Annotated in this window: 17 protein-coding genes; 6 read left to right on the top strand and 11 right to left on the bottom strand. The window is 69.5% G+C overall.

The window, feature by feature from the left end:
* Positions 1–71: 71 nt before the first annotated feature.
* The 3 genes from J5T34_RS19305 to J5T34_RS19315 all read right to left on the bottom strand — a co-directional run bounded on the left by J5T34_RS19305 (position 72) and on the right by J5T34_RS19315 (position 2,973).
* Positions 72–854 carry an alpha/beta fold hydrolase gene (locus J5T34_RS19305; protein ID WP_208581966.1) on the bottom strand — a complete coding sequence of 261 codons (783 nt, stop codon included), beginning with the start codon at positions 852–854 and terminating at the stop codon, positions 72–74.
* A complete protein-coding gene (locus J5T34_RS19310) occupies positions 851–1,888 on the bottom strand; it encodes a M14 family zinc carboxypeptidase (protein ID WP_208581968.1) in 1,038 nt (345 codons plus the stop codon). Before J5T34_RS19310 ends, J5T34_RS19305 begins: the two co-directional genes overlap by 4 nt.
* A 197-nt stretch (positions 1,889–2,085) precedes the next feature.
* On the bottom strand, positions 2,086–2,973 hold the full coding sequence (locus tag J5T34_RS19315) for a LysR family transcriptional regulator (protein ID WP_208581970.1): 888 nt from the start codon (positions 2,971–2,973) through the stop codon (positions 2,086–2,088).
* Between the two features lie 167 nt (positions 2,974–3,140).
* Between J5T34_RS19315 and J5T34_RS19320 the strand changes: the two genes are divergently transcribed.
* Positions 3,141–3,542: a tautomerase family protein gene (locus J5T34_RS19320; RefSeq protein ID WP_208581973.1), complete on the top strand. Its 402-nt coding sequence runs from the start codon at positions 3,141–3,143 to the stop codon at positions 3,540–3,542.
* A 37-nt stretch (positions 3,543–3,579) separates the two neighbouring features.
* Here the strand turns inward: J5T34_RS19320 and J5T34_RS19325 are convergent, their stop codons facing one another.
* Positions 3,580–4,233, bottom strand: coding sequence for a phosphoglycerate mutase family protein (locus tag J5T34_RS19325; RefSeq protein ID WP_208581975.1), 654 nt, complete (start codon positions 4,231–4,233; stop codon positions 3,580–3,582).
* Positions 4,234–4,306: 73 nt separating this feature from the next.
* Positions 4,307–5,560: a DSD1 family PLP-dependent enzyme gene (locus tag J5T34_RS19330; protein ID WP_208581977.1), complete on the bottom strand. Its 1,254-nt coding sequence runs from the start codon at positions 5,558–5,560 to the stop codon at positions 4,307–4,309.
* A gap of 301 nt (positions 5,561–5,861) precedes the next feature.
* Between J5T34_RS19330 and J5T34_RS19335 the strand changes: the two genes are divergently transcribed.
* The 3 genes from J5T34_RS19335 to J5T34_RS19345 all read left to right on the top strand — a co-directional run bounded on the left by J5T34_RS19335 (position 5,862) and on the right by J5T34_RS19345 (position 8,818).
* The gene (locus tag J5T34_RS19335) at positions 5,862–7,229 is read left to right on the top strand and encodes an AI-2E family transporter (RefSeq protein ID WP_244259075.1); all 1,368 of its coding nucleotides are present in this window, start codon (positions 5,862–5,864) and stop codon (positions 7,227–7,229) included.
* A 104-nt stretch (positions 7,230–7,333) separates the two neighbouring features.
* Positions 7,334–7,972, top strand: a complete 639-nt coding sequence (locus J5T34_RS19340) for a PadR family transcriptional regulator (protein WP_208581979.1) — start codon at positions 7,334–7,336, stop codon at positions 7,970–7,972.
* A gap of 3 nt (positions 7,973–7,975) precedes the next feature.
* Complete coding sequence (locus tag J5T34_RS19345; RefSeq protein ID WP_208581981.1) at positions 7,976–8,818, top strand: siderophore-interacting protein; 843 nt, start codon at positions 7,976–7,978, stop codon at positions 8,816–8,818.
* 42 nt (positions 8,819–8,860) lie between these two features.
* Here the strand turns inward: J5T34_RS19345 and J5T34_RS19350 are convergent, their stop codons facing one another.
* Entirely contained in the window at positions 8,861–9,145 is a 285-nt protein-coding gene (locus tag J5T34_RS19350) for a nicotinamide mononucleotide transporter (RefSeq protein WP_006577853.1), read from the bottom strand.
* A 218-nt stretch (positions 9,146–9,363) separates the two neighbouring features.
* Between J5T34_RS19350 and alaC the strand changes: the two genes are divergently transcribed.
* Positions 9,364–10,644 carry an alanine transaminase gene (alaC, locus tag J5T34_RS19355; RefSeq protein ID WP_208581982.1) on the top strand — a complete coding sequence of 427 codons (1,281 nt, stop codon included), beginning with the start codon at positions 9,364–9,366 and terminating at the stop codon, positions 10,642–10,644.
* 28 nt (positions 10,645–10,672) lie between these two features.
* On the opposite strand, the gene J5T34_RS19360 is transcribed toward alaC, so the two are convergent.
* Genes J5T34_RS19360 through J5T34_RS19375 form a run of 4 tightly spaced genes read right to left on the bottom strand, consistent with a single transcriptional unit; the run spans position 10,673 to position 15,526 of the window.
* Entirely contained in the window at positions 10,673–11,869 is a 1,197-nt protein-coding gene (locus J5T34_RS19360; RefSeq protein WP_208581984.1) for an enoyl-CoA hydratase/isomerase family protein, read from the bottom strand.
* The gene (gene mmsB, locus J5T34_RS19365; protein ID WP_208581986.1) at positions 11,866–12,765 is read right to left on the bottom strand and encodes a 3-hydroxyisobutyrate dehydrogenase; all 900 of its coding nucleotides are present in this window, start codon (positions 12,763–12,765) and stop codon (positions 11,866–11,868) included. Before mmsB ends, J5T34_RS19360 begins: the two co-directional genes overlap by 4 nt.
* Before the next feature lie 37 nt (positions 12,766–12,802).
* Positions 12,803–14,335, bottom strand: a complete 1,533-nt coding sequence (locus J5T34_RS19370) for a CoA-acylating methylmalonate-semialdehyde dehydrogenase (RefSeq protein ID WP_208581987.1) — start codon at positions 14,333–14,335, stop codon at positions 12,803–12,805.
* 57 nt (positions 14,336–14,392) lie between these two features.
* A complete protein-coding gene (locus J5T34_RS19375) occupies positions 14,393–15,526 on the bottom strand; it encodes an acyl-CoA dehydrogenase family protein (protein ID WP_208581989.1) in 1,134 nt (377 codons plus the stop codon).
* Between the two features lie 195 nt (positions 15,527–15,721).
* On the opposite strand from J5T34_RS19375, the gene J5T34_RS19380 reads away from it, so the two are divergent.
* The gene (locus J5T34_RS19380) at positions 15,722–16,759 is read left to right on the top strand and encodes an AraC family transcriptional regulator (protein ID WP_208581991.1); all 1,038 of its coding nucleotides are present in this window, start codon (positions 15,722–15,724) and stop codon (positions 16,757–16,759) included.
* 33 nt (positions 16,760–16,792) lie between these two features.
* Here J5T34_RS19380 and ybaL read toward each other — a convergent pair whose 3' ends face one another.
* Entirely contained in the window at positions 16,793–18,601 is a 1,809-nt protein-coding gene (gene ybaL, locus J5T34_RS19385; protein WP_208581993.1) for a YbaL family putative K(+) efflux transporter, read from the bottom strand.
* Positions 18,602–18,839 lie beyond the last annotated feature (238 nt).

Here is an 18,839-nt window from a genome sequence, read left to right on the forward strand (position 1 = left end):
ACTTCAAGTGCAGGGTCGCGTTGGGCAAACGTATTGCTGCTGCCTCCGGCCCGCCGCGCCGGCGACGATGCCTAGCCCGGCGATGCCTGGCCTGTCGATATCGCGATCCAGCTGGCCACCTCGCGCGCCACCCAGTCCGGATCGTCGTGCGGCAGGTCGTGTCCCGCCCAGGGGTGCACCCGATGGGGCACCGACCATGCCGCGGCCAGTCGCGCCGAGCAGGCCGGGGACACCAGCCGGTCCGCCGCCGAGGACAGCAGCAGGGTGGGGCAGCGCGGCGGTACCTCCCCGGCCCGGAAGCGGGCTGCGGCAAGCAATTGGCGCAGCGCATTGCCGCGGCTGACCGGTGCGTCGGCGCGGATCGCGGCCCAGCGTGCCAGATCGGTGTCGCGCGTATCGGTGTTGGCGCAGGTCAGCCGGTGGACGATGGCCTCGCAGCGTGGACCGTCGCGCCACGATTGCATCAGGCCGAGCACCGCAGGCCAGGCCCCGGGGCGCATGCGCTGATGCAGCGCGCCGAACGGCCGCATGCTGGTATTGATCAGCACCAGCCGTTCGACTTCATCGACATGCCCCTGCGCCCAGGCGGTCGCCACCATGCCTCCCAGCGACATGGCAAGCAGTCGATACGGCGGGCGCAGGCCGGCCTCTGCGGCATCGGCGCGCAAGCGGGACACGATTTGCGCCACCGTCCCCGGCGAGCGTTGGCCGGCATGCTTGCCGTTGCCGGGCAGATCGAGCATGGTCAGCCGATCGTCATCGGCGAGCGCGCCGCTGCGCCGCAGTGCCGCCGGCAGTTCGCCCCAATGGCGCGCCTCACGGGTCAGGCCGCGCAGCAGGATCCAGTCGCTCATCGTGCGGGCCTGCCGGCAGGGGCGCGCCAATGTTCGCTGGCCTCGCGCCAGATCGCCTGCCGCGCCGCGCCGGTCGGCAGCCAGCGCGCCGGTGCGAAGGCGGCGCGGGCCAGGAAATCGAACAGGCTGACATGGCGGCGCAGCACGCGGGCGGTGCGATGCGCCTTGATCGGATTGAAGAAACCGTCGCGCGAGAACAGCTGCCGTGGGTTCTTCTTGATCCAGAGCCACGAGCCCAGTTCGAGCGTCATCGGCAGAAAGATGTGCGGCGCGGGCGTGCGGTCATAGGCGTAGTCCCACAGATCGCCGTGGACCAGGTACTGATGGCTCTGCGGCTCGAAGGCATAGCCGTGATGCGGGTGGGCCTGCTCGAACAGCGTCTTCAGCACGTACATCTCGGGCAGGTGCGGCATCGCGGCCTGCGTCCTCGCGTACGGAAACCAGATGCTGTCGCGCCAGCCGTAGCCGGAATGGCAATCGACGGCGAAGCTCAGCGGCCGCGTCAGCAATTGGGCCTGCACCACGCGCAGCAGCGCGGTGCTTTCGGCCTCCATCGGCATGCCGGCCTTGCCGCGGTACCACGGCAGCCACGGGCCGATGCGCTGGCCGCCGGCCAGGAATGGCACACGGCCCTCTGCGTCTTGCGGGGCGTTGCGCATCAGGTCGACGCCATTCGGATTCGCGCGCCGGCCCGCCCACATGCCGGCCGGATTGACGATCGGCATGAACAGCAGCCGGACCTTTTGCAGTTGCAGATGCAGCAACTCGTCCCATTCCAGGCGCTTGAGCAGCGCGCGCATGTAGTCGAGCAGCAGCTGCGTGCCGATCCGCTCGAGGCCGTGAATGCCGCCAAACAGTCCGATCGCGGGCGCGCGCGGATCGCGCGAGCCGATGCCGGCCAGGTACACCGGAAAGCGCCGTCCATGGCTGCTGGCCTCGCATGCCACCTCGATATCGAAGTGGTCCGCGCCGACTTCCAGCAGTGCGCGCAGCAGATCGAGCTCGGCGAAACTGTCGGAGGCGGGAAGGGGCATCGGGGCAAATGGGCTGGAAGCGGGCGAAGGTGAGTGGCGTGGAGCCGTGACGGCGTTGGTCCGTACGACGGAACGATGTTGCAGTCTACTCGCGCAATATGACAGTGCCTTGTGACAACACACGGCTGTCATGTTGCCGCGGGCGGGCGGGTCCTTGATCGGCCAGGCCGATCAACCAGGCCGATCAACCAGGCCGATCAACCAAGCTGCTCGGCCAGGACCTCGCGCGCCGCCTGCACCACCGGCGCCTCGCCGCGACGCGGCGGCAACAGACAGAACTCGACCTGCGGCAGCGCCGGCAGGTGCAGCGACGAGGCGGTCGCCGCGTCGAGCGAAGCGACGCCCGCCGGAATGGCCGACCGGTTCAGGCAGGAGATGCCAAGCCCCGCCACGAGGGCCATCTGCAGGCCCGCCACGCCGGACGCCGAGTGCGAAACCCGGTACGGCAAGCGGGCGCGCTTCAGCGCCCGCACCACGTACTGGTGCAGCGAACAGGTGTCGGGCAGCAGCACCAGCGGCAGCGGCGTACCGATCGCGTCCGTTTCGCCGCGGGCGGCGACCCAGGCCAGCGGCTCGCGCCGCAACGGACGCCAGCCGGTGCGGGAACGCCCGCCGGCGCTGCCGCGCGCTCCGACCACCCGCATGGTCAGACCGATATCGAAGGCGTCGTCGTCGGCGCTGGCGTCGATCGCCGCGCTCTTCATCACCGTCACGTGCAGCCGCAGTTGCGGATGGCGCTCGCGCAGGCGGCGCAGCATGCCGGCAATCTCGCTGGTGCGGTAGTAGTCGGTGATGGCCAGCCGCAGCTCGCCCGTCAGCGTTTCGCCGCGGATGTCCTGCATCGCCAGTGCGTCCAGGTCGAGCATGCGGCGGGCGTGGCCGAGCAGCCGTTCGCCGGCCGGGGTCGGCTGCACGCCGCGGCGGCCGCGCAGCAGCAGCGGCACGCCCGCGCGCTCCTCGAGCTTGCGCAGCTGCTCGCTGACCGAGGACTGCGACAGAAACAGCCGCGGCGCCGCGGCCGACAGGCTGCCGCTGTCGGCGACCGCGACGAAGGTACGCAATTGTTCGAGATCGAAGCCGCGCATGGCTCGCTCCTGGTTTCGGCAATACCGATGGATAGTATCGTATCTTCCCGCTTTTCCGATGGCAGGGCGCGCACTAGGATCGAGTCGGTGGCGGTCGGCAAGGCGATATCGGACCGGCCCCCGCCACCTTTCATTCCCTGCACCGACCATTCGAAGAGGAAACCGCGATGCCGCATCTCCAGCTGCAGATCTCCGGACAACCCGACGCCGCGCTGACCGCAAAGGCCGCCGCCACCGTTGCCGAATTGACCCGTACCGTGCTGGGCAAGAAGCCCGAGGTGATGGCCGTGGCGGTCCAGTACGTGCCGCACGACGCCTGGTTCATCGACGGCCAGCCGCTGTCCGCGCTCCGGCGCAATGCCTTTCATCTCGATATCAGCGTCACCGACGAGACCAATACCAAGGCCGAGAAGGCGCGCTATCTGGAGGCGGTGCACCACGCGCTGTCCGAGCTGATCGGCAATGTGCACGACTGCTCGTACATCCATGTGATCGACGCCCGTGCGGCGGCGTACGGCTATGGCGGGCGGACGCAGGAATACCGCCATCAGCACGGCTCGACGCTGTAGAGGGACGCGGCCGGCAGCGGGCGACCGCAGGGCGGCTTCAACCGGCCGGCAGGCGATACAGGCGCCGTGGCCGCCCATCCGGCGGCAGTTCGAACACGACGCCGCCGCCGCTGTCGGCCCCGAGTCCCGTCAGGGCGGTGATGACGATCTGATGCGTCACCATCAGATACGGCCCGCCGCGCGGATCGAGCTGATCGATGAAGCGCGACAGCGCGGCGTTCTGGTTCGTACGGGCGCCGGCGTCGCCGAAGAAGGAATTGAGCAGCGGCAGCACCGTCACGGGGCCGAGGTCCATCAGCCGCGCGGTGTCCTGGCAACGGCACCAGGCGCTGCTCCAGACCGCACCGGGACGAAACCCCGCCGCCCGCCACGCGGCCCCGAGGCGCTGTGCCTGCGCGCGGCCGCTGGCGTCGAGATTGCGCTGTGTCGGACAGGACTGCAGGTCGAAGCCGGGCGGGTCGCCGATGCCGGGCGCGTTGGCATGCCGCAGCAGCACCACCACGTTGGGGCGGGCCAGCGCCGAGACGGGCAGTGTGCCGGTCGATTGCGCGAGGGCGCTGGACATGCTGGCCGGCAAGGCCGATGCCAGCGTTGCGAAACAGACGATGCGAGCGATGCGGGCGGCGATGGCGAGTGCGTCGCGCCGCCGCGTGGAGGGTGTGCCGATGGCCGCTCTGCTGCGCTCAATCATGGTCTTACTCCTTGCGGCCGGCGCAGGGCCGCGCCAAGCCGCGCATCCGCGGACTGTATCGAGCCGCTCGCCTCTAACGGCTAAGCCCGCGCGCCGAGATCGGCCACAGCGACTCCACCTTGCCGTCGCGTACGCCGACCAGCGTGTCGTACAGGTTCAGCGTCGGATCGCAATGACCCGGCACCAGCCACAGCGGCTCGCCCAGTTGCGGCAGCGCCGGCATCTCGCCGCCCACACCCGGCACCGGCCGCACGATGCCGTGTTCGTCGTTGGCCGCGACATAGGCCAACCGTGTGCTGCGCTGCCCGCCTTCTCGTTGCCATACCCACGGTAGCCCCGAGTCCACCGCCATCGACTTCAGGCCCGCGTCCACCACGACCTGGCCCGGCGCCGCCGTGCTCATCACCGTGGTGGCGATAAACAGGCTGTGCTCGAAGCGCAGCGCGTCGGCCGCGCCGTTGCAGCCGTTGCCGCCGCTGTCGGGGCTCCGTTCATTGCTGCCGTAGTCGCCATCCATGAACACATACGAACCGGGCTGGATCTCGGTGAAGACGCCGCTGGCCAGATCGAATTCCACGCTGCCGCTGCCGCCCCCGGTCACCACCTGGCAAGGCGCGCCGGCCGCCGCCAGCCGGGCGGCCACCGCGCCGGCCCGCTCGGCCGCACGCGCCGCGGCCTCGCGCCGGGCGGCGTGCCCGCGCACATGCTGGATGCCGCCATGGTAGGCCTGCAAGCCGCCGAACGACAGGCGCGGCTGCGCAGCGATCCGTTCGGCCAGGCGCAGCGCGGCGTCGGCGTCGGCCACGCCGCAACGGCCCTGGCCGATGTCCAGCTCGACCAGCACCGTCAGCCCGCTTTGCTCGCGCTCGACCGCCTCCGCCAGCGCGCGGACCTGGACGACGGCGTCGACGCAGACGCTGATCCGCGCGTGGCGCGCCATCCGCGCGAGCAGCGTGGCCTTGGCCGGGCCGGCGATCTCGTTGCTGATGTGGATATCGGCGACGCCGGCGCGCAGGAAGGGCAGCGCCTCGCTGACCTTCTGGCAGCAGATGCCGACCGCGCCGCGCGTCAGCTGGGCCAGCGCGATGTCCGGGCATTTGTGCGCCTTGGCGTGGGGCCGCAGCGCGACGCCGGCACGGTCCGCGGCCTGCTGCATCCGGTGCAGATTGCGTTCGAAGGCATCGAGCACGAGCACGAGCGCCGGCGTGTCGATCGCCTGCCAGGGCTGGCCCGGCTCGGCGATCGGGGGCAGCGCGGGAAGTCCCGCCGGATCGCGCAGGACGGGCAGATCGGTGGCAGAGGAAGTCGCGGAGCGGTGGTCTGGCATGGCGGGCGAGGTCTCCATTGGGGTCGTCGGCCGGATGGCCGTTGGCGCGGGGGATCATCGGCCGATCGTGGCGGACTGTCAAACGCACAGATGCCCGGGCCCAGTCGCGCCGCATGGTCGCGCTGCACAGCCGATGTGCGATCCGGCAGGGTGCCGAGATCCGGCCGGGCCGCTGTCGCGCTTGTCCTACACGGCTTGCGGCGCCCGTCCGACTGCGTGAGGCGCAGGCCGCCGACTATGCTGACAGTAATGCACCGCGCGCCCGCGCGGTGCTGGCCAAGCCCCGCACCGTCCCCTCGCCATGCAAGCCACGCCCAACCCGCCTGCGCAGTCCGGTGCGTCGTCCAGTGCACCGTCCGGTGCGCCGTCGCGCGCGCCATCCGCGGCGCGCACCGGGGCGCGCACCGGGGCGACGCGGCCGGCGCCATCGCGGGACGAGACGGTCGTCGACCCGCTGATTGCATCGACGGCGGCGGGCCCGGGAACCGCAACCCATCCCGAGACCGCGGCGATCGGCACGGACGCGCACGACGAGGCGGCGGCGGCATCGACCGCGGCCGAATCGCCCCGCGGTCCGGGCAGTGCCCGTACGCTGCCGCTCGCGATCCAGCGGGGCAGCCTCGCGCTGGTGGTGCTGGCGACGCTGGCCTGCTTGTATGCGCTGCATGTCGCCAAGGCCTTCGTGATCCCGGTGGTGCTGGCGGTCATCCTGACCTATCTGCTCGATCCGCTGGTGTCGGCGCTCCATCGGCAGCGATTGCCGCGCCCGATCGGCGCCGCATTGGTGCTGCTGGGCGTGGTCGCGCTGCTGCTGTGCGGCGCCTATCTGCTGCAGGGCCAGGTCGAAGCCATCGTCGACCGCTTGCCAGAGATCGCACGCAAGCTCTCGCGCAGCCTGTCGGCGCTGCTCAGCGGCGACGACTCGATGTGGCAGAAGATCCAGCGCGCCGCGACGGTGCTGACTGGCGGCACGCAGCACCCGCTGTCGCGCGGTGCGCCGGTGGTGATCGAGAAGCCGGCGGGCGCGCTGCACGACATGGTGCTGGCCGGCTCGGTCAGCGCGTTCGCCGCGGCGGGCCAGGCGGTGGTGGTGCTGTTCCTGACCTTCTTTCTGCTGGTGTCGGGCGACATGTTCAAGCGCAAGTTCGTCAAGATGACGGGCCGCACGCTGACGCAGAAGAAAGTCAACGTCCACATGCTGGGCGAGATCAATCGGCAGATTCAGCGCTACATGCTGATGCTGCTGATCACCAATGCGGCGCTGGGCCTGTGCACGTGGTTCCTGTTGAAGGCGATCGGCCTGCAGCATGCCGGCACCTGGGCGCTGGCCGCGGCGGCGCTGCATCTGATCCCGTATTTCGGCTCGGGCGCGACCGCGATCGGGCTCGGCGTGGCCGCCTTCATGCAGTTCGGCACGCTGGGACTGGCTGCGGCGGCGGCGGGCGGCTCGATCCTGATCGCGACGCTGATCGGCTCGGTCGTGCAGACCTGGATGACAGGGCGGATGGCAAAGATGAACCCCGTGGCGGTGTTCGTGGCATTGCTGCTGTTCACCTGGCTATGGGGCGCATGGGGGATGCTGCTGGCGATTCCGCTCGCGGTGATCGCCAAGGTGGTGGCCGACCATATCGAGGGGCTGGAGTTCGTGGCGGAATTCCTCGGCGAATAAGGAACCGGCGGCAAGACCCTGCCGGCGGCAGGGCTGAAGGTTGACCTTCGGTGCGGCGATATATATCGTACGATATGTTTTTCGATATAACGTGCGACTGACCCATGCCCCCTCGTCATCATCACGGCCGGCACGGCCACGGCCTCGGCGGTCCCTTCGGCGGATTGGGCGCCGACGCCGACAGCCTGCGCCGCGGGCGCAAGCTCGGTGCCGACGACCTGCAGCTGCTGCTGCTCGACCTGCTGGCCGAGCAGCCCAGCCACGGCTACGAACTGATCAAGGCGCTCGAAGCGCGTAGCGCCGGCTTCTACAAGCCGAGCCCCGGTGTGATCTACCCGGCGCTGACCTATCTGGAAGAGATCGGCCACGCGGCGGTCGACGTCGACGGCAATCGCAAGTGCTATCGGCTGGCCGAGCCGGGCCGCGAGTTCCTGCAGGCCAACCGCGAGCGCCTGGCGTTGCTGTGGAGCGGGCTGCGTCATGCCGCCCGCAAGATGGAGTGGGTGCGCCGTGCCCTCGCCGGCGAGCCGTCACCCGAGCCGGACGAGCAGGGCAGCGGCTGGCTGCCCGAGTTCGTGCAGGCGCGGATGGCGCTCAAGCGCGCGCTGCTGCTGCGCACCGATGCCTCGCCCGCCGAACAGCGGCGCGTGGCGGACATCCTGATGCGCGCCGTCGCCGACATCGAAGACATCGAGGCGGCCGCCGCGCCGCCGCATCCCGCCCGACCACGAAACCCGAGGTAATGCATGTCCACTACCGACCGCGCCAATACCCGCGAAACGATTGACAGCCGCAACGGCGCGCTCACCGTCGAGCGCGTCCGTCATCCGCTGAAGTTTCGCCATATCCAGGTGGTCCGCCTGCAGCGGATTTCTCCCGCGCTGCTGCGCGTGACCTTCACCGGCGACGATCTCGCCGACTTTGTCTCGGCATCGTTCGACGACCACATCAAGGTGTTCCTGCCCGCGCCGGGACAGCAGCGCCCGGTGCTGCCCGAGATGGGCGCGGACGGTCCGATGTTCCCCGAGGGACAGCCGCGGCCGATCGCGCGCGACTACACGCCGCGCCGCTACGACGCCGCGGCGCGCGAGCTCGATATCGAATTCGTGCTGCACGGCGATGGCCCCGGCGCCAGTTGGGCGGCGCAGGCGCAGCCGGGCCAATGGCTGGGCATCGGCGGGCCGCGCGGTTCCTTCGTGATCCCGTCGGCGTTCGACTGGCACCTGCTGATCGGCGACGAAGCGGCACTGCCCGCCATCGCGCGCCGCCTTGAAGAACTACCCGCGGGCAAGCGCGTGGTGGTGGTCGCCGAGGTCGACGATCGCGATGCTCGCCTCGATCTGCGCAGCGACGCCGACTGCGAACTGCATTGGCTGTATCGCGCCGAGGGCGACGAATTGCTGACGGCCGTGCGCCGACTGGAACTGCCTGCAGGGGAAGGCTATGTCTGGGCCGCGGGCGAGGCGGCGGCCATGCGCGCGGTGCGTGCCTGCCTGGTCGACGAGCGCGGCATCGACAAGCGCCGCATCCGCGCGTCAGCCTACTGGAAGCACGGCGCCGTCGGCGTGCACGAGACGCTCGACGATTGAGCGGCCGCGCATTGCCGTGCCGGGGTGGCGCTCCGGCTCAGCTCAGTGCGAGCCGGCGTGTCCGCCTTGACGATGGAATTGCGTATGCCGGTAGAGTCCGTACAGGCTGGTCGCGGTGAAGCCGAGCTGCTGCACGAACAGGCCATAGGTGCCTGTCACCAGCGCAAAGACGCTCCATACGATGTTCGAGCACAGATAGGAAATCCAGCCCCAGCGCGACGCCTTGTTATGCAGCGCCACCAGCAGCGAGCCGCTCATCGCGAGCGCGCAGCCCGACCATTCCAGACCATTGAGCACCATTGGCAGTTGAGCGGCAGCGAGATCCATCGCGCTATGTCTCCTTGTTTTGTGTTCATGTTTTGCATACAAAGCGTGCGAAGCTTAACGCCGAAGCGCGCCGCGGGCAAGAGGGGATCGACCCGGCATGGCCCTGCGATGGACGTGACGATGGACGTGCGCCCGTAACCCGATTAACATCGTCGCCGGCGGCAGACAACCGCCAACGTCGCTCGGACGGTTCCGGGCGCTTACGTACAAGGACAACCATGTCAGCCATTCCGGCATCCCCGGGCCCGCGCTCGTCGAGCGCATCGGGCCAGCGCCGCTTCGCGCGCATCGATCGTCTTCCCCCCTACGTCTTCAATATCACCGCCGAGCTCAAGATGGCCGCACGCCGTCGCGGCGAGGACATCATCGACATGAGCATGGGCAACCCCGATGGCGCGACGCCCGCGCATATCGTGGCCAAGCTCACCGAGGCGGCGCAGCGTCCCGATACCCACGGCTATTCGACCTCGCGCGGCATTCCGCGGCTGCGCCGGGCGATCTCGCACTGGTATCGCGAGCGCTATGCGGTCGATATCGATCCCGAGCGCGAGGCCATCGTGACGATCGGTTCGAAGGAGGGGCTGTCGCACCTGATGCTGGCGACGCTCGATCGCGGCGACACCGTGCTGGTGCCGGATCCGAGCTATCCGATCCATATCTATGGCGCGGTGATTGCCGGCGCCGATATCCGTTCGGTACCGCTGATTCCCGGCGTCGACTTTTTCGCCGAACTCGAGCGCGCGATCCGCGGCAGCTATCCGAAGCCGAAGATGATCGTGCTGGGCTTCCCGTCCAACCCGACCGCGCAATGCGTCGAGCTCGATTTCTTCGAGCGCGTGATCGCGCTGGCGCGCAAGCACGACATCCTCGTCGTACACGACCTTGCCTATGCCGACATCGTGTTCGACGGCTGGAAGGCGCCGTCGATCCTGCAGGTGCCCGGCGCCAAGGACATCGCGGTGGAGTTCTTCACGCTGTCGAAGAGCTACAACATGGCCGGCTGGCGCATCGGCTTCATGGCCGGCAACGCCGACCTGGTAACGGCGCTGGCACGGATCAAGAGCTATCACGACTACGGCACGTTCACGCCGCTGCAGATCGCCGCGATCGCCGCGCTCGAAGGCGATCAGCAGTGCGTGCGCGAGATCGCCGCGCAATACCAGTCGCGCCGCGACGTGCTGGCGCGCGGCCTGAACGAAGCCGGCTGGCCGGTGGAGTTGCCGAAGGCCTCGATGTATATCTGGGCGCGGATTCCCGAACCGTATCGCGCGCTGGGCTCGCTGGAATTCGCCAGGCAGCTGCTGGAGAAGGCCAAGGTGTCGGTATCGCCAGGCATCGGCTTCGGCGACTTCGGCGACGACTACGTCCGCTTTGCGTTGATCGAGAACGAGTCGCGGATTCGGCAGGCGGTACGGGGGATCAAGGCGATGTTCCGTGCCGATGGGCTGGTTGCGCCGGCGGCGAATGAGCCGGCGCGCGGGGCCGGGGCGAAGGGGTAGTTCGCCGGCGACCACGCGGATCGAAGGATCACGACGTCAAGGCGGGCGGTGCCAGCGGGTGCCGCTTGCCTTGCCAGGGCGACTCGAAGAATGCCCGCACCGCTTTTGAATCGACTTCATCGTGGCTCGCCACCCGCCAGCGCGGCGTCTGGTCCTTGTCGACGATCAGCGCGCGCACGCCCTCGATAAAGTCGCCATCGGTGAACGCATGGCCGACCACGTCAAGCTCCATGCGGAAGCAGTCGGCCAGATCGAGCCGGCGGCCGCGCAGCAGCAGTTCGCGCGTAACCGCGGTCATCAGCGGCGAGCGTCCGCGCAGCAGTGCCGCGGTCTTCGCCGCCCAGTCCGCGCAGGTCGGATCGTGTTCGCCTGCGAGTCCGTGCAGGATCGCGGCGGGCGTCGCGTCGGGGCGGAAGTGCCGCAGCAGGGCGGGCAAGACCTGCAGCAGCGGGGCGTCGGCGGCGGTCGTCGACGATCCTGGGGCCAGCGCGTGGCGCAGGCTCGCCAGCACCGTGTCGCCGTCGTTGGCGTTGTCGTTGGTGTTGCCGGGCCAGGCGATGTCCGCCAGCGTCGTCCCCAACGCGGACAACGAGGCGCTGTCGACCGCGACATCCGCGAGGCCGCACAGCAGCGTGTCGGCCGCGCCGAGCGTCACGCCGGTCAGGCCCACATAGAGGGCCAGTTCGGGTGTCATGCGCGCCAGGAAGTGGCTGGCGCCGACATCGGGCACCAGGCCGATGCCGGTCTCGGGCATCGCGACGCGGGAGCGTTCGGTGACGATGCGCAGCGGCGCGGCCTGCGCCAGGCCCATGCCGCCGCCCATCACGATGCCATCCATCAGCGCCACTACCGGCTTCGGGTAGCGATGCAGTTCGAAATCGAGCTGGTATTCGTCGACAAAGAAACGGCGGTACAGCGGTTCGCCATCCTCGCCCCCATTGCCGGCTACGTGATCGCGATAACTGTCGTACAGCGCGCGGATATCGCCGCCGGCGCAGAACGCCTTTTCGCCCGCGCCGCGCAGCACCACGGCGACGATCTCGTCCTGCGATGCCCATTGCCGCAGTTGCGAGCGCAGCGCCAGGATCATCGGATACGACAGCGCGTTGCGTTGATGCGGCCGGTTCAGCGTCACCAGCCCGACGCGATTGATGACTTCGAAGAGGACTTCGTCGGTGCCAACGGCATCCCTTTCCGGACGCAGGGATTCAGCTGGCGCGTTCACGCCGCACCTCCATCGGCATCGAGGTATTGCCGAATCACGCCGGAGAAATCGAGCTGGCCGTCGCCGCGCTGGCACATCGCCTGATACAGCTGCTGCGCCAGCGCGCCGAGAAAGATCGGCTGCCGCACGGCGCGGGCGGCATCGTTGGCCAACCCCAGGTCTTTCAGCATCAGCTCGGCGCCGAAGCCGCCGCTGTAGCCGCGCGCGGCCGGCGCGGTGTCGATCACGCCGGGGTAGGGGTTACAGGTGTCGGAGGACCAGCAGCGTCCGGTCGAGGTATTGACGATGCCGGCGAGCACCTTGGCATCGATGCCGAGCCGCGCGCCCAGCGCCATCGCCTCCGACACGCCGATCATCGAGATGCCGAGGATCAGGTTGTTGCAGATCTTGGCGACCTGACCCGTGCCGGTATCGCCGCAGCGGACCACGTTCCTGCCCATGCCGGACAGCACGGGCTGCAGGCGCGCGAACAGCGCGGTATCGGCACCGACCATGAAGGTCAGCGTCCCGGCCTGCGCGCCGCCGGTGCCGCCGGACACCGGGGCATCGGCGAACGGGTTGCCGTGGCCTGCGGCGAGCGTGGCCAGTTCACGCACCGTCGCCGGGTCGATGGTGCTCGAATCGACCAGCGGCACGCCGGTACGCACGCCCGCCAGCACGCCATCCTCACCGGTGTAGACGCGCCGTACATGCGCCGCCGCCGGCAGCATCGTGATCACGACATCGGCTTCGGCGGCCGCCTGCCGCGGCGAATCGGCGCCGCTCGCGCCCGCTTCGCGCAAGGCGGCAAGGGCCTGCGCGTTCAGATCGAATACCGTCAGCGTGTGGCCCGCCTTCAGCAGGTTGCGGGCCATCGGCGCGCCCATGTTGCCGAGGCCGATAAAGGCGATATGCATCGAAGTCTCCAGTGCGTTTGCGCGGCGTTGGCGTGCTTCAGCGCAGCGCGATGGTGGTGTTGACGCCCTGGTTCACGGTTTCGTCATCGAACCAGCGCGCCGTCACGGTCTTGGTCTGCGTGTAGAACTGCACCACCTGCCTGCCGTAGGGGCCGAGGTCGCCGAGCTTGGAGCCGCGCGAGCCGGTGAAGCTGAAATACGGCACCGGCACCGGAATCGGGATATTGATGCCGACCTGGCCGACGTCGATCTCGCTCTGGAACTTGCGCGCCGCGGCGCCGCTCTGCGTGAACACGCCGGTGCCGTTGCCGAAGGGATTGCGGTTGACCAGCGCGATGGCCTCGTCGAGCGTGTCGACACCGATCACCACCAGCACCGGCCCGAAGATTTCCTGCGTGTAGATCGACATCTCGGTCGTCACGTCGGTGAAGACCGTCGGCCCGATGAAGTTGCCGTCCGGATAGCCCGGCACGCCGACGTCGCGGCCATCGAGCGCGAGCGTCGCGCCTTCCTTCACGCCGGCCTCGATCAGGCCGAGGATGCGCTGCTTCGCCGCGACCGACACCACCGGTCCGACGTCGGTGCCGGGCTCGGCGCCGGCACCGACCTTCAGCGTGCGCGCCTTGGCGATCAGGTCGGGCACCCAGTCGCGCGCCGCGCCGACCAGCACCGCGACCGAGGTCGCCATGCAGCGCTGGCCCGCCGCGCCGAAGGCGGCGCCGACCAGCGCGTTCAGCGTCTGCTCCTTGTGCGCGTCGGGCAGCACCACCGCATGGTTCTTGGCGCCCATCATCGACTGCACACGCTTGCCGTGGCTGCCGGCCAGGTTGTAGACATGGGTGCCGACCGCGGTCGAGCCGACGAAGGACACCGCCTTGACATCGGGATGTGTGCACAGCGCGTCGACCACGTCCCTGGCGCCATGCACGACGTTCAGCACGCCGGGCGGCACGCCGGCTTCGAGCGCCAGCGCTACCAGTTCCATCGTCGACAGCGGGTCCTGCTCGGAGGGCTTGAGCACGAAGGTGTTGCCGCAGACGATCGCCATCGGGAACATCCACAGCGGAATCATGGCGGGGAAATTGAACGGCGTGATGCCGACGCAGACGCCGATCGGCTGCTGCAGCGTGTAGGTGTCCACCGTCGCCGCGACGTTCTCGGCGAAGCCGCCTTGCTGCAGCGTGCCGATCGAGGCGGCATGCTCGACGACCTCCAGCCCGCGGAAGATGTCGCCCTCGGCGTCGGACAGCGTCTTGCCCTGTTCGGCGGTCAGGATCGCGGCGATGCGCTTGCTGTGCTCGCGGATCAGCGCCTGGTACTTCAGCATGATGCGCAGGCGCGCGCCGATCGGCGTATGGCGCCAGGTGGCGAAGGCGCGCTGCGCGGCGCCGACCGCGGCATCGACCTCGGCCCGCGTGGCCAGCGGCACGCGCGCCAGCACCTGCTGCGTGGCCGGGTTGACGACCTGGCGGTATTCGGTGGCGGCCGATTCGACCCATTCGCCGTTGATCAGCAGCTTGACGGTCGGGATCGCGGGTTCGGGTGCGGCGGGTGCGGGCTGATTGCTCATGGTGTCTCCGTCGGTTTGTTGTAGCCGGTAAGCCGTAGGGGAAAGGCCGGGTTGGAATTACAGCGAGCGCGCGATCAGCATGCGCTGGATCTCGCTGGTGCCCTCATAGATTTGCGTGATGCGCGCGTCCCGGTAGTGGCGCTCGACCGGGTAGTCCTCGAGGTAGCCATAGCCGCCGTGGATCTGCAGCGCCTTGGAGCAGACGCGCTCGGCCAGTTCCGAGGCATAGAGCTTGGCCTGCGATGCTTCGGACAGGCAGGGCTGGCCATCGCTGCGCATGCGCGCGGCGCGATGCACCAGCAGCCGCGCGGCATTGAGCTCGGTCGCCATGTCGGCCAGCATGTTGGCGATCGGCGCGTGCTCGCGCAGCGGCCGGCCGAACTGCACGCGTTCGCCGGCATAGCGGCAGGCCGCATCGAAGGCCGAGCGTGCGATGCCGATCGCCTGCGCGGCGATGCCGATGCGGCCGCCTTCGAGATTCGACAGCGCGATGCGCAGGCCCTCGCCGGTGTCGCCGAGCAGCGCGTCGTGCGGTACGGCGCAGTCCTCCAGCGTGATTGCGCAGGTGTCGGAGGCGCGGATGCCGAGCTTCTTCTCGGGGGCATGGACATGAAAGCCCGGTGTGCCGGTCGGCACCAGGAAGGCCGACAGCCCGCGCTTGCCGCGCTCGGGCTCGGTCGCGGCAAAGACGATGGCGATGCCGGCGCGCTGCCCGTTGGTGACGAATTGCTTGTTGCCCGACAGCACCCAGCCATCATCGGTCGGACGCGCACGCGTACGCAGGTTGTGGGCCTCGGAGCCGGCCTGCGGTTCGGTCAGGCAGAACGCGCCAATCAGCTCGCCGCTGGCCAGCGCCGGCAGATAGCGTTCCTTCTGTGCCTCGGTGCCGTAGTGCAGGATCGGGCCGCAGCCGACCGAGCTGTGCACGCTCATCAGCGTCGCGCAGGCCGCGCAGCCGGCCGCAATCTCCTCGATCGCCAGCGCGTAGGCAATGTAGTCGGTATAGGTGCCGCCCCATTGCTCGGGCACGATCATGCCGAGCAGGCCGAGCGCGCCCATCTCGGTGACGATCTCGTCGGGCAGTTGTCCGCTGCGGTCCCATTGCGCGGCGTTCGGCTTCAGCCGTTCCTCGGCGAAGGCGCGCGCGGTGTCGCGGATCATGCGTTGCTGCTCGGTGTATTCGCTGTACATGGCGCTGTCGTGGTGGCATCGGGGCGGTCGACGATTGACCGCAGTGTAGAAACGAGATGCCGGCGCGCGCTATGCCAAAATCCGTCAACTGCGCTGAACTGATTTGCCACTGCCGGCGGCCTTGCCGCGGCCCACCCACCCCTCGGACCGTCTCCATGCCCTCGCCGTTGCGTCCCGTTCCTGCCGACCGTGCCGATGGAAAAAGGTAGCGTCGCGATCTGCTTTGTCCATCATGCGATCTCCGGCCTGCGGGCACGCGGCATCGACGCCGAGCCGGTGCTGCGCGCCGCCGGGATCGCGCCCGCGATGCTCGCCGTGCCGCAGGCGCGCGTGTCGGCCACCAGCTACGGCGCGCTGTGGCTGGCGGTATCTGCAACCCTTGGCGACGAATTCTTCGGCCAGGACTCGCGCGGGATGAAGCCCGGCAGCTTCGCGCTGCTGTGCCATGCGGTGGCCGGCAGCCGCACGGTGGGGCAGGGGCTCGAGCGGGTCGCGCGCGGCTTCGGGCTGCTGCTCGACGACATCGGCGTGCGGCTGCTGCGCCGCTACGATGGCGATGCGCCCGGCGCCGGGCCCGAGCGTGCCGCGCTGGTGCTGACCGAGCCGTCGCGCCGCCGCCCCGGCGTGTTCGCGCAGGAGACGCTGCTGATCATGCTGCATGGGCTGATGTGCTGGCTGGCGCGGCGGCGCGTGCCGGTGCGGCTGGCGACGTTCCGCTATCCCGAGCCCCGCTATAGCGCCGAGTACCGCGTCATGTATTCGCGCCAGCTCGCCTTCGATGCGCCCGGCACCGCGCTGATCTTCGACGCTGCGTGGCTGGACCATCCGGTGCGGCACGACGAGCGCAGCGTCAAGGCCTTCCTGCGCGACGCGCCGCATAACGTGGTGGTCAAGTATTCCGACCGCAGCAGCGTGGCGGCACGCGTGCGGCGGCTGCTGCGGCAGTCGCGGCCGGACGTGTGGCCGACCTTCGAGGGGCTGGCGGCGGCGTTGCATCTGTCCGCATCGTCGTTGCGGCGGCGCTTGATGGAGGAGGGCGCCACCTATCAGCAGCTGAAGGACGAATTGCGGCGCGATCTGGCGATCGAGGCGTTGAGCCATACCGCGTTGCCGATCACCGAGATCGCCGCCGAGATGGGGTTTGCCGAGCCGGGGGCCTTCCATCGCGCGTTCCGGCGCTGGACCGGGCTGCGGCCCGGCGTCTATCGCGGCATGCATGCCGGCGCGGACTGAGGGGGCGAACCCCGGCCCGGGGACCGCGGCGAATCAGTTCGGCGCGTCGGCGCGCTGGCCGCTGGTGTCGGCAGCGCTGCCGGCGCCGGCATTCGGCCGTGCCGTGGCGTCCTGCCGCGCGGTTTCCAGCACGCGCCGGATCATCGCCGTTGCCAACTCCTGCTCGCCGAGAAACACCTCGCCGACGCGGTCCTGCAGCAGCAGCGCGGCCTCGTCCTCGCTGTGCGTGCGCACCAGGATGCGAATGCCCGGGTTCAGCGTGCGAGCGATCTCGACCATGCGCCGCACGCCGACGGTATCGGGCGTGGCGATCACCAGCATGCCGGCGTGCGCGATATGGGCCTGGATCAACACGGATGGTTCTGCCGCATCGCCCGATACCGCGGGCACGCCTTGCTCGCGCAGCGCTTCGACGATCTCGCGGTTCTGCTCGGCCACGACCACCGGCACGCCATGCGAGCGCAGCGCGGCGGCGATGCGGCGCCCGACGCGGCCATGGCCCACCAGCACCACCTGCCGTCTCAGCATCGCCTGATCGACGGTGGCCGGCAGCTCGGCCAGCGGATCGGCGCTGCGTTCGAGCTTGCGCGCCAGCGCCGAGCGCCCGCGGATCCAGCGCTGCAGCGGCTCGACCGAGCGAAACACCAGCGGGTTCAGGGCGATCGAGATCAGCGAGCTGGCCAGCACCAGATTGTGGGCGTGCGGGGTCAGCATGCCCAGCGTGACGCCCAGCCCGGCGAGGATGAAGGAGAACTCGCCGATCTGCGCGAGGCTGGCCGATACCGTCAGCGCCGTGTTCAACGGATAGCGCATGGTCAGCACCAGCGCAAGCGCGGCCAGCGACTTGCCGACGATCACGATGGCCAGCGTGGCAACGACCTGCAGCGGCGCGTCGATCAGCACGCGCGGATCGAACAGCATGCCGACCGAGACGAAGAACAGCACCGAGAAGGCGTCGCGCAGCGGCAGCGTCTCCTGCGCGGCGCGATGGCTCAGCGCCGAGCCGCGCAGCACCATGCCGGCGAAGAAGGCGCCGAGCGCGAACGACACGCCGAACAGCACCGCCGAGCCGTAGGCGATGCCCACGGCGGCCGCGACCAGGCACAGCGTGAACAGCTCGTTCGAGCCGGTGCGCGCGACCTGCCACAGCAGCCACGGAAACACCCGGCGGCCCACCAGCAGCATCAGCGCGATAAAGATCGCGACGCGGCCCAGCGTGGCGCCGACCGTGGCCCATAGCGAGGCGCCGGCGTCGGGCTGCACGGCGCCGTTGCCGCCGGACGCGATCGCCGCCGCCTGGCCGGCAGGCACCGTGCCGAAGACCTCGGCCAGCGCGGGCAGCATCACCAGCACCAGCACCATCACCAGATCCTCGACCACCAGCCAGCCGACCGCGATCCGGCCATTGACCGACTCCAGCGTGCCGCGCTGCTCCAGCGCGCGCAGCAGCACCACGGTGCTGGCGACCGACAGGCACAGCCCGAACACCAGCGCATCGGCCAGCGGCCAGCCCCATAGCCGCGTCACGCCGGCCCCGAGCGCGGTGGCAAAGGCGATCTGCACGATCGCACCGGGCAGCGCGATCCGGCGCACCGACAGCAGGTCTTCCAGCGAAAAATGCAGGCCGACGCCGAACATCAGCAGCATCACGCCGATCTCGGCCAGCTGGCCCGCCAGGGCCATGTCGGCGACGAAGCCGGGCGTGGCGGGCCCGATCACGATGCCGGCCAGCAGATAGCCGACCAGCGCCGGCGCGCCGAAGCGGGCGCAGATGAAGCCGAAGACGAGCGCCAGACCGAGGCCGGCGGCGATGGTGGTGATCAGACTGACTTCATGGGGCACGGGCGGCTCGCAGCGAAGTGATCAGGCGGTGATCGGGAGGGTGGGGGCGCGACGGTCTGCAGTTCATGATAGCAAGCGGGCGTGGCGGTCCGATGTTGCTGTCCTCTCCCGCCTGCAGCAGGCAGATGTGTTCTCCCTCTCCCCACCGGGGAGAGGGTCGGGGAGAGGGGGGCGGCGGTCGCACTGCCAACGCCGCTTGCCCTCTCCCCCGACCCCTCTCCCGCAAGCGGGAGAGGGG

The sequence above is a fragment of the Cupriavidus gilardii genome (genome assembly GCF_017598945.1).
GTDB lineage: Bacteria > Pseudomonadota > Gammaproteobacteria > Burkholderiales > Burkholderiaceae > Cupriavidus > Cupriavidus gilardii_E.

Excerpts from the sequence above, each read along its gene's own strand:
- J5T34_RS19350 (WP_006577853.1), bottom strand. The coding sequence starts at position 9,145 with ATGGATCTCGCTGCCGCTCAACTGCCAATGGTGCTCAATGGTCTGGAA.
- J5T34_RS19345 (WP_208581981.1), top strand. The coding sequence starts at position 7,976 with ATGTCCACTACCGACCGCGCCAATACCCGCGAAACGATTGACAGCCGC.
- J5T34_RS19340 (WP_208581979.1), top strand. The coding sequence starts at position 7,334 with ATGCCCCCTCGTCATCATCACGGCCGGCACGGCCACGGCCTCGGCGGT.
- J5T34_RS19370 (WP_208581987.1), bottom strand. The coding sequence starts at position 14,335 with ATGAGCAATCAGCCCGCACCCGCCGCACCCGAACCCGCGATCCCGACC.
- J5T34_RS19305 (WP_208581966.1), bottom strand. The coding sequence starts at position 854 with ATGAGCGACTGGATCCTGCTGCGCGGCCTGACCCGTGAGGCGCGCCAT.
- mmsB (WP_208581986.1), bottom strand. The coding sequence starts at position 12,765 with ATGCATATCGCCTTTATCGGCCTCGGCAACATGGGCGCGCCGATGGCC.
- J5T34_RS19380 (WP_208581991.1), top strand. The coding sequence starts at position 15,722 with ATGGAAAAAGGTAGCGTCGCGATCTGCTTTGTCCATCATGCGATCTCC.
- J5T34_RS19330 (WP_208581977.1), bottom strand. The coding sequence starts at position 5,560 with ATGCCAGACCACCGCTCCGCGACTTCCTCTGCCACCGATCTGCCCGTC.
- J5T34_RS19315 (WP_208581970.1), bottom strand. The coding sequence starts at position 2,973 with ATGCGCGGCTTCGATCTCGAACAATTGCGTACCTTCGTCGCGGTCGCC.
- J5T34_RS19325 (WP_208581975.1), bottom strand. The coding sequence starts at position 4,233 with ATGATTGAGCGCAGCAGAGCGGCCATCGGCACACCCTCCACGCGGCGG.
- J5T34_RS19310 (WP_208581968.1), bottom strand. The coding sequence starts at position 1,888 with ATGCCCCTTCCCGCCTCCGACAGTTTCGCCGAGCTCGATCTGCTGCGC.
- J5T34_RS19335 (WP_244259075.1), top strand. The coding sequence starts at position 5,862 with ATGCAAGCCACGCCCAACCCGCCTGCGCAGTCCGGTGCGTCGTCCAGT.
- J5T34_RS19320 (WP_208581973.1), top strand. The coding sequence starts at position 3,141 with ATGCCGCATCTCCAGCTGCAGATCTCCGGACAACCCGACGCCGCGCTG.
- alaC (WP_208581982.1), top strand. The coding sequence starts at position 9,364 with ATGTCAGCCATTCCGGCATCCCCGGGCCCGCGCTCGTCGAGCGCATCG.
- J5T34_RS19375 (WP_208581989.1), bottom strand. The coding sequence starts at position 15,526 with ATGTACAGCGAATACACCGAGCAGCAACGCATGATCCGCGACACCGCG.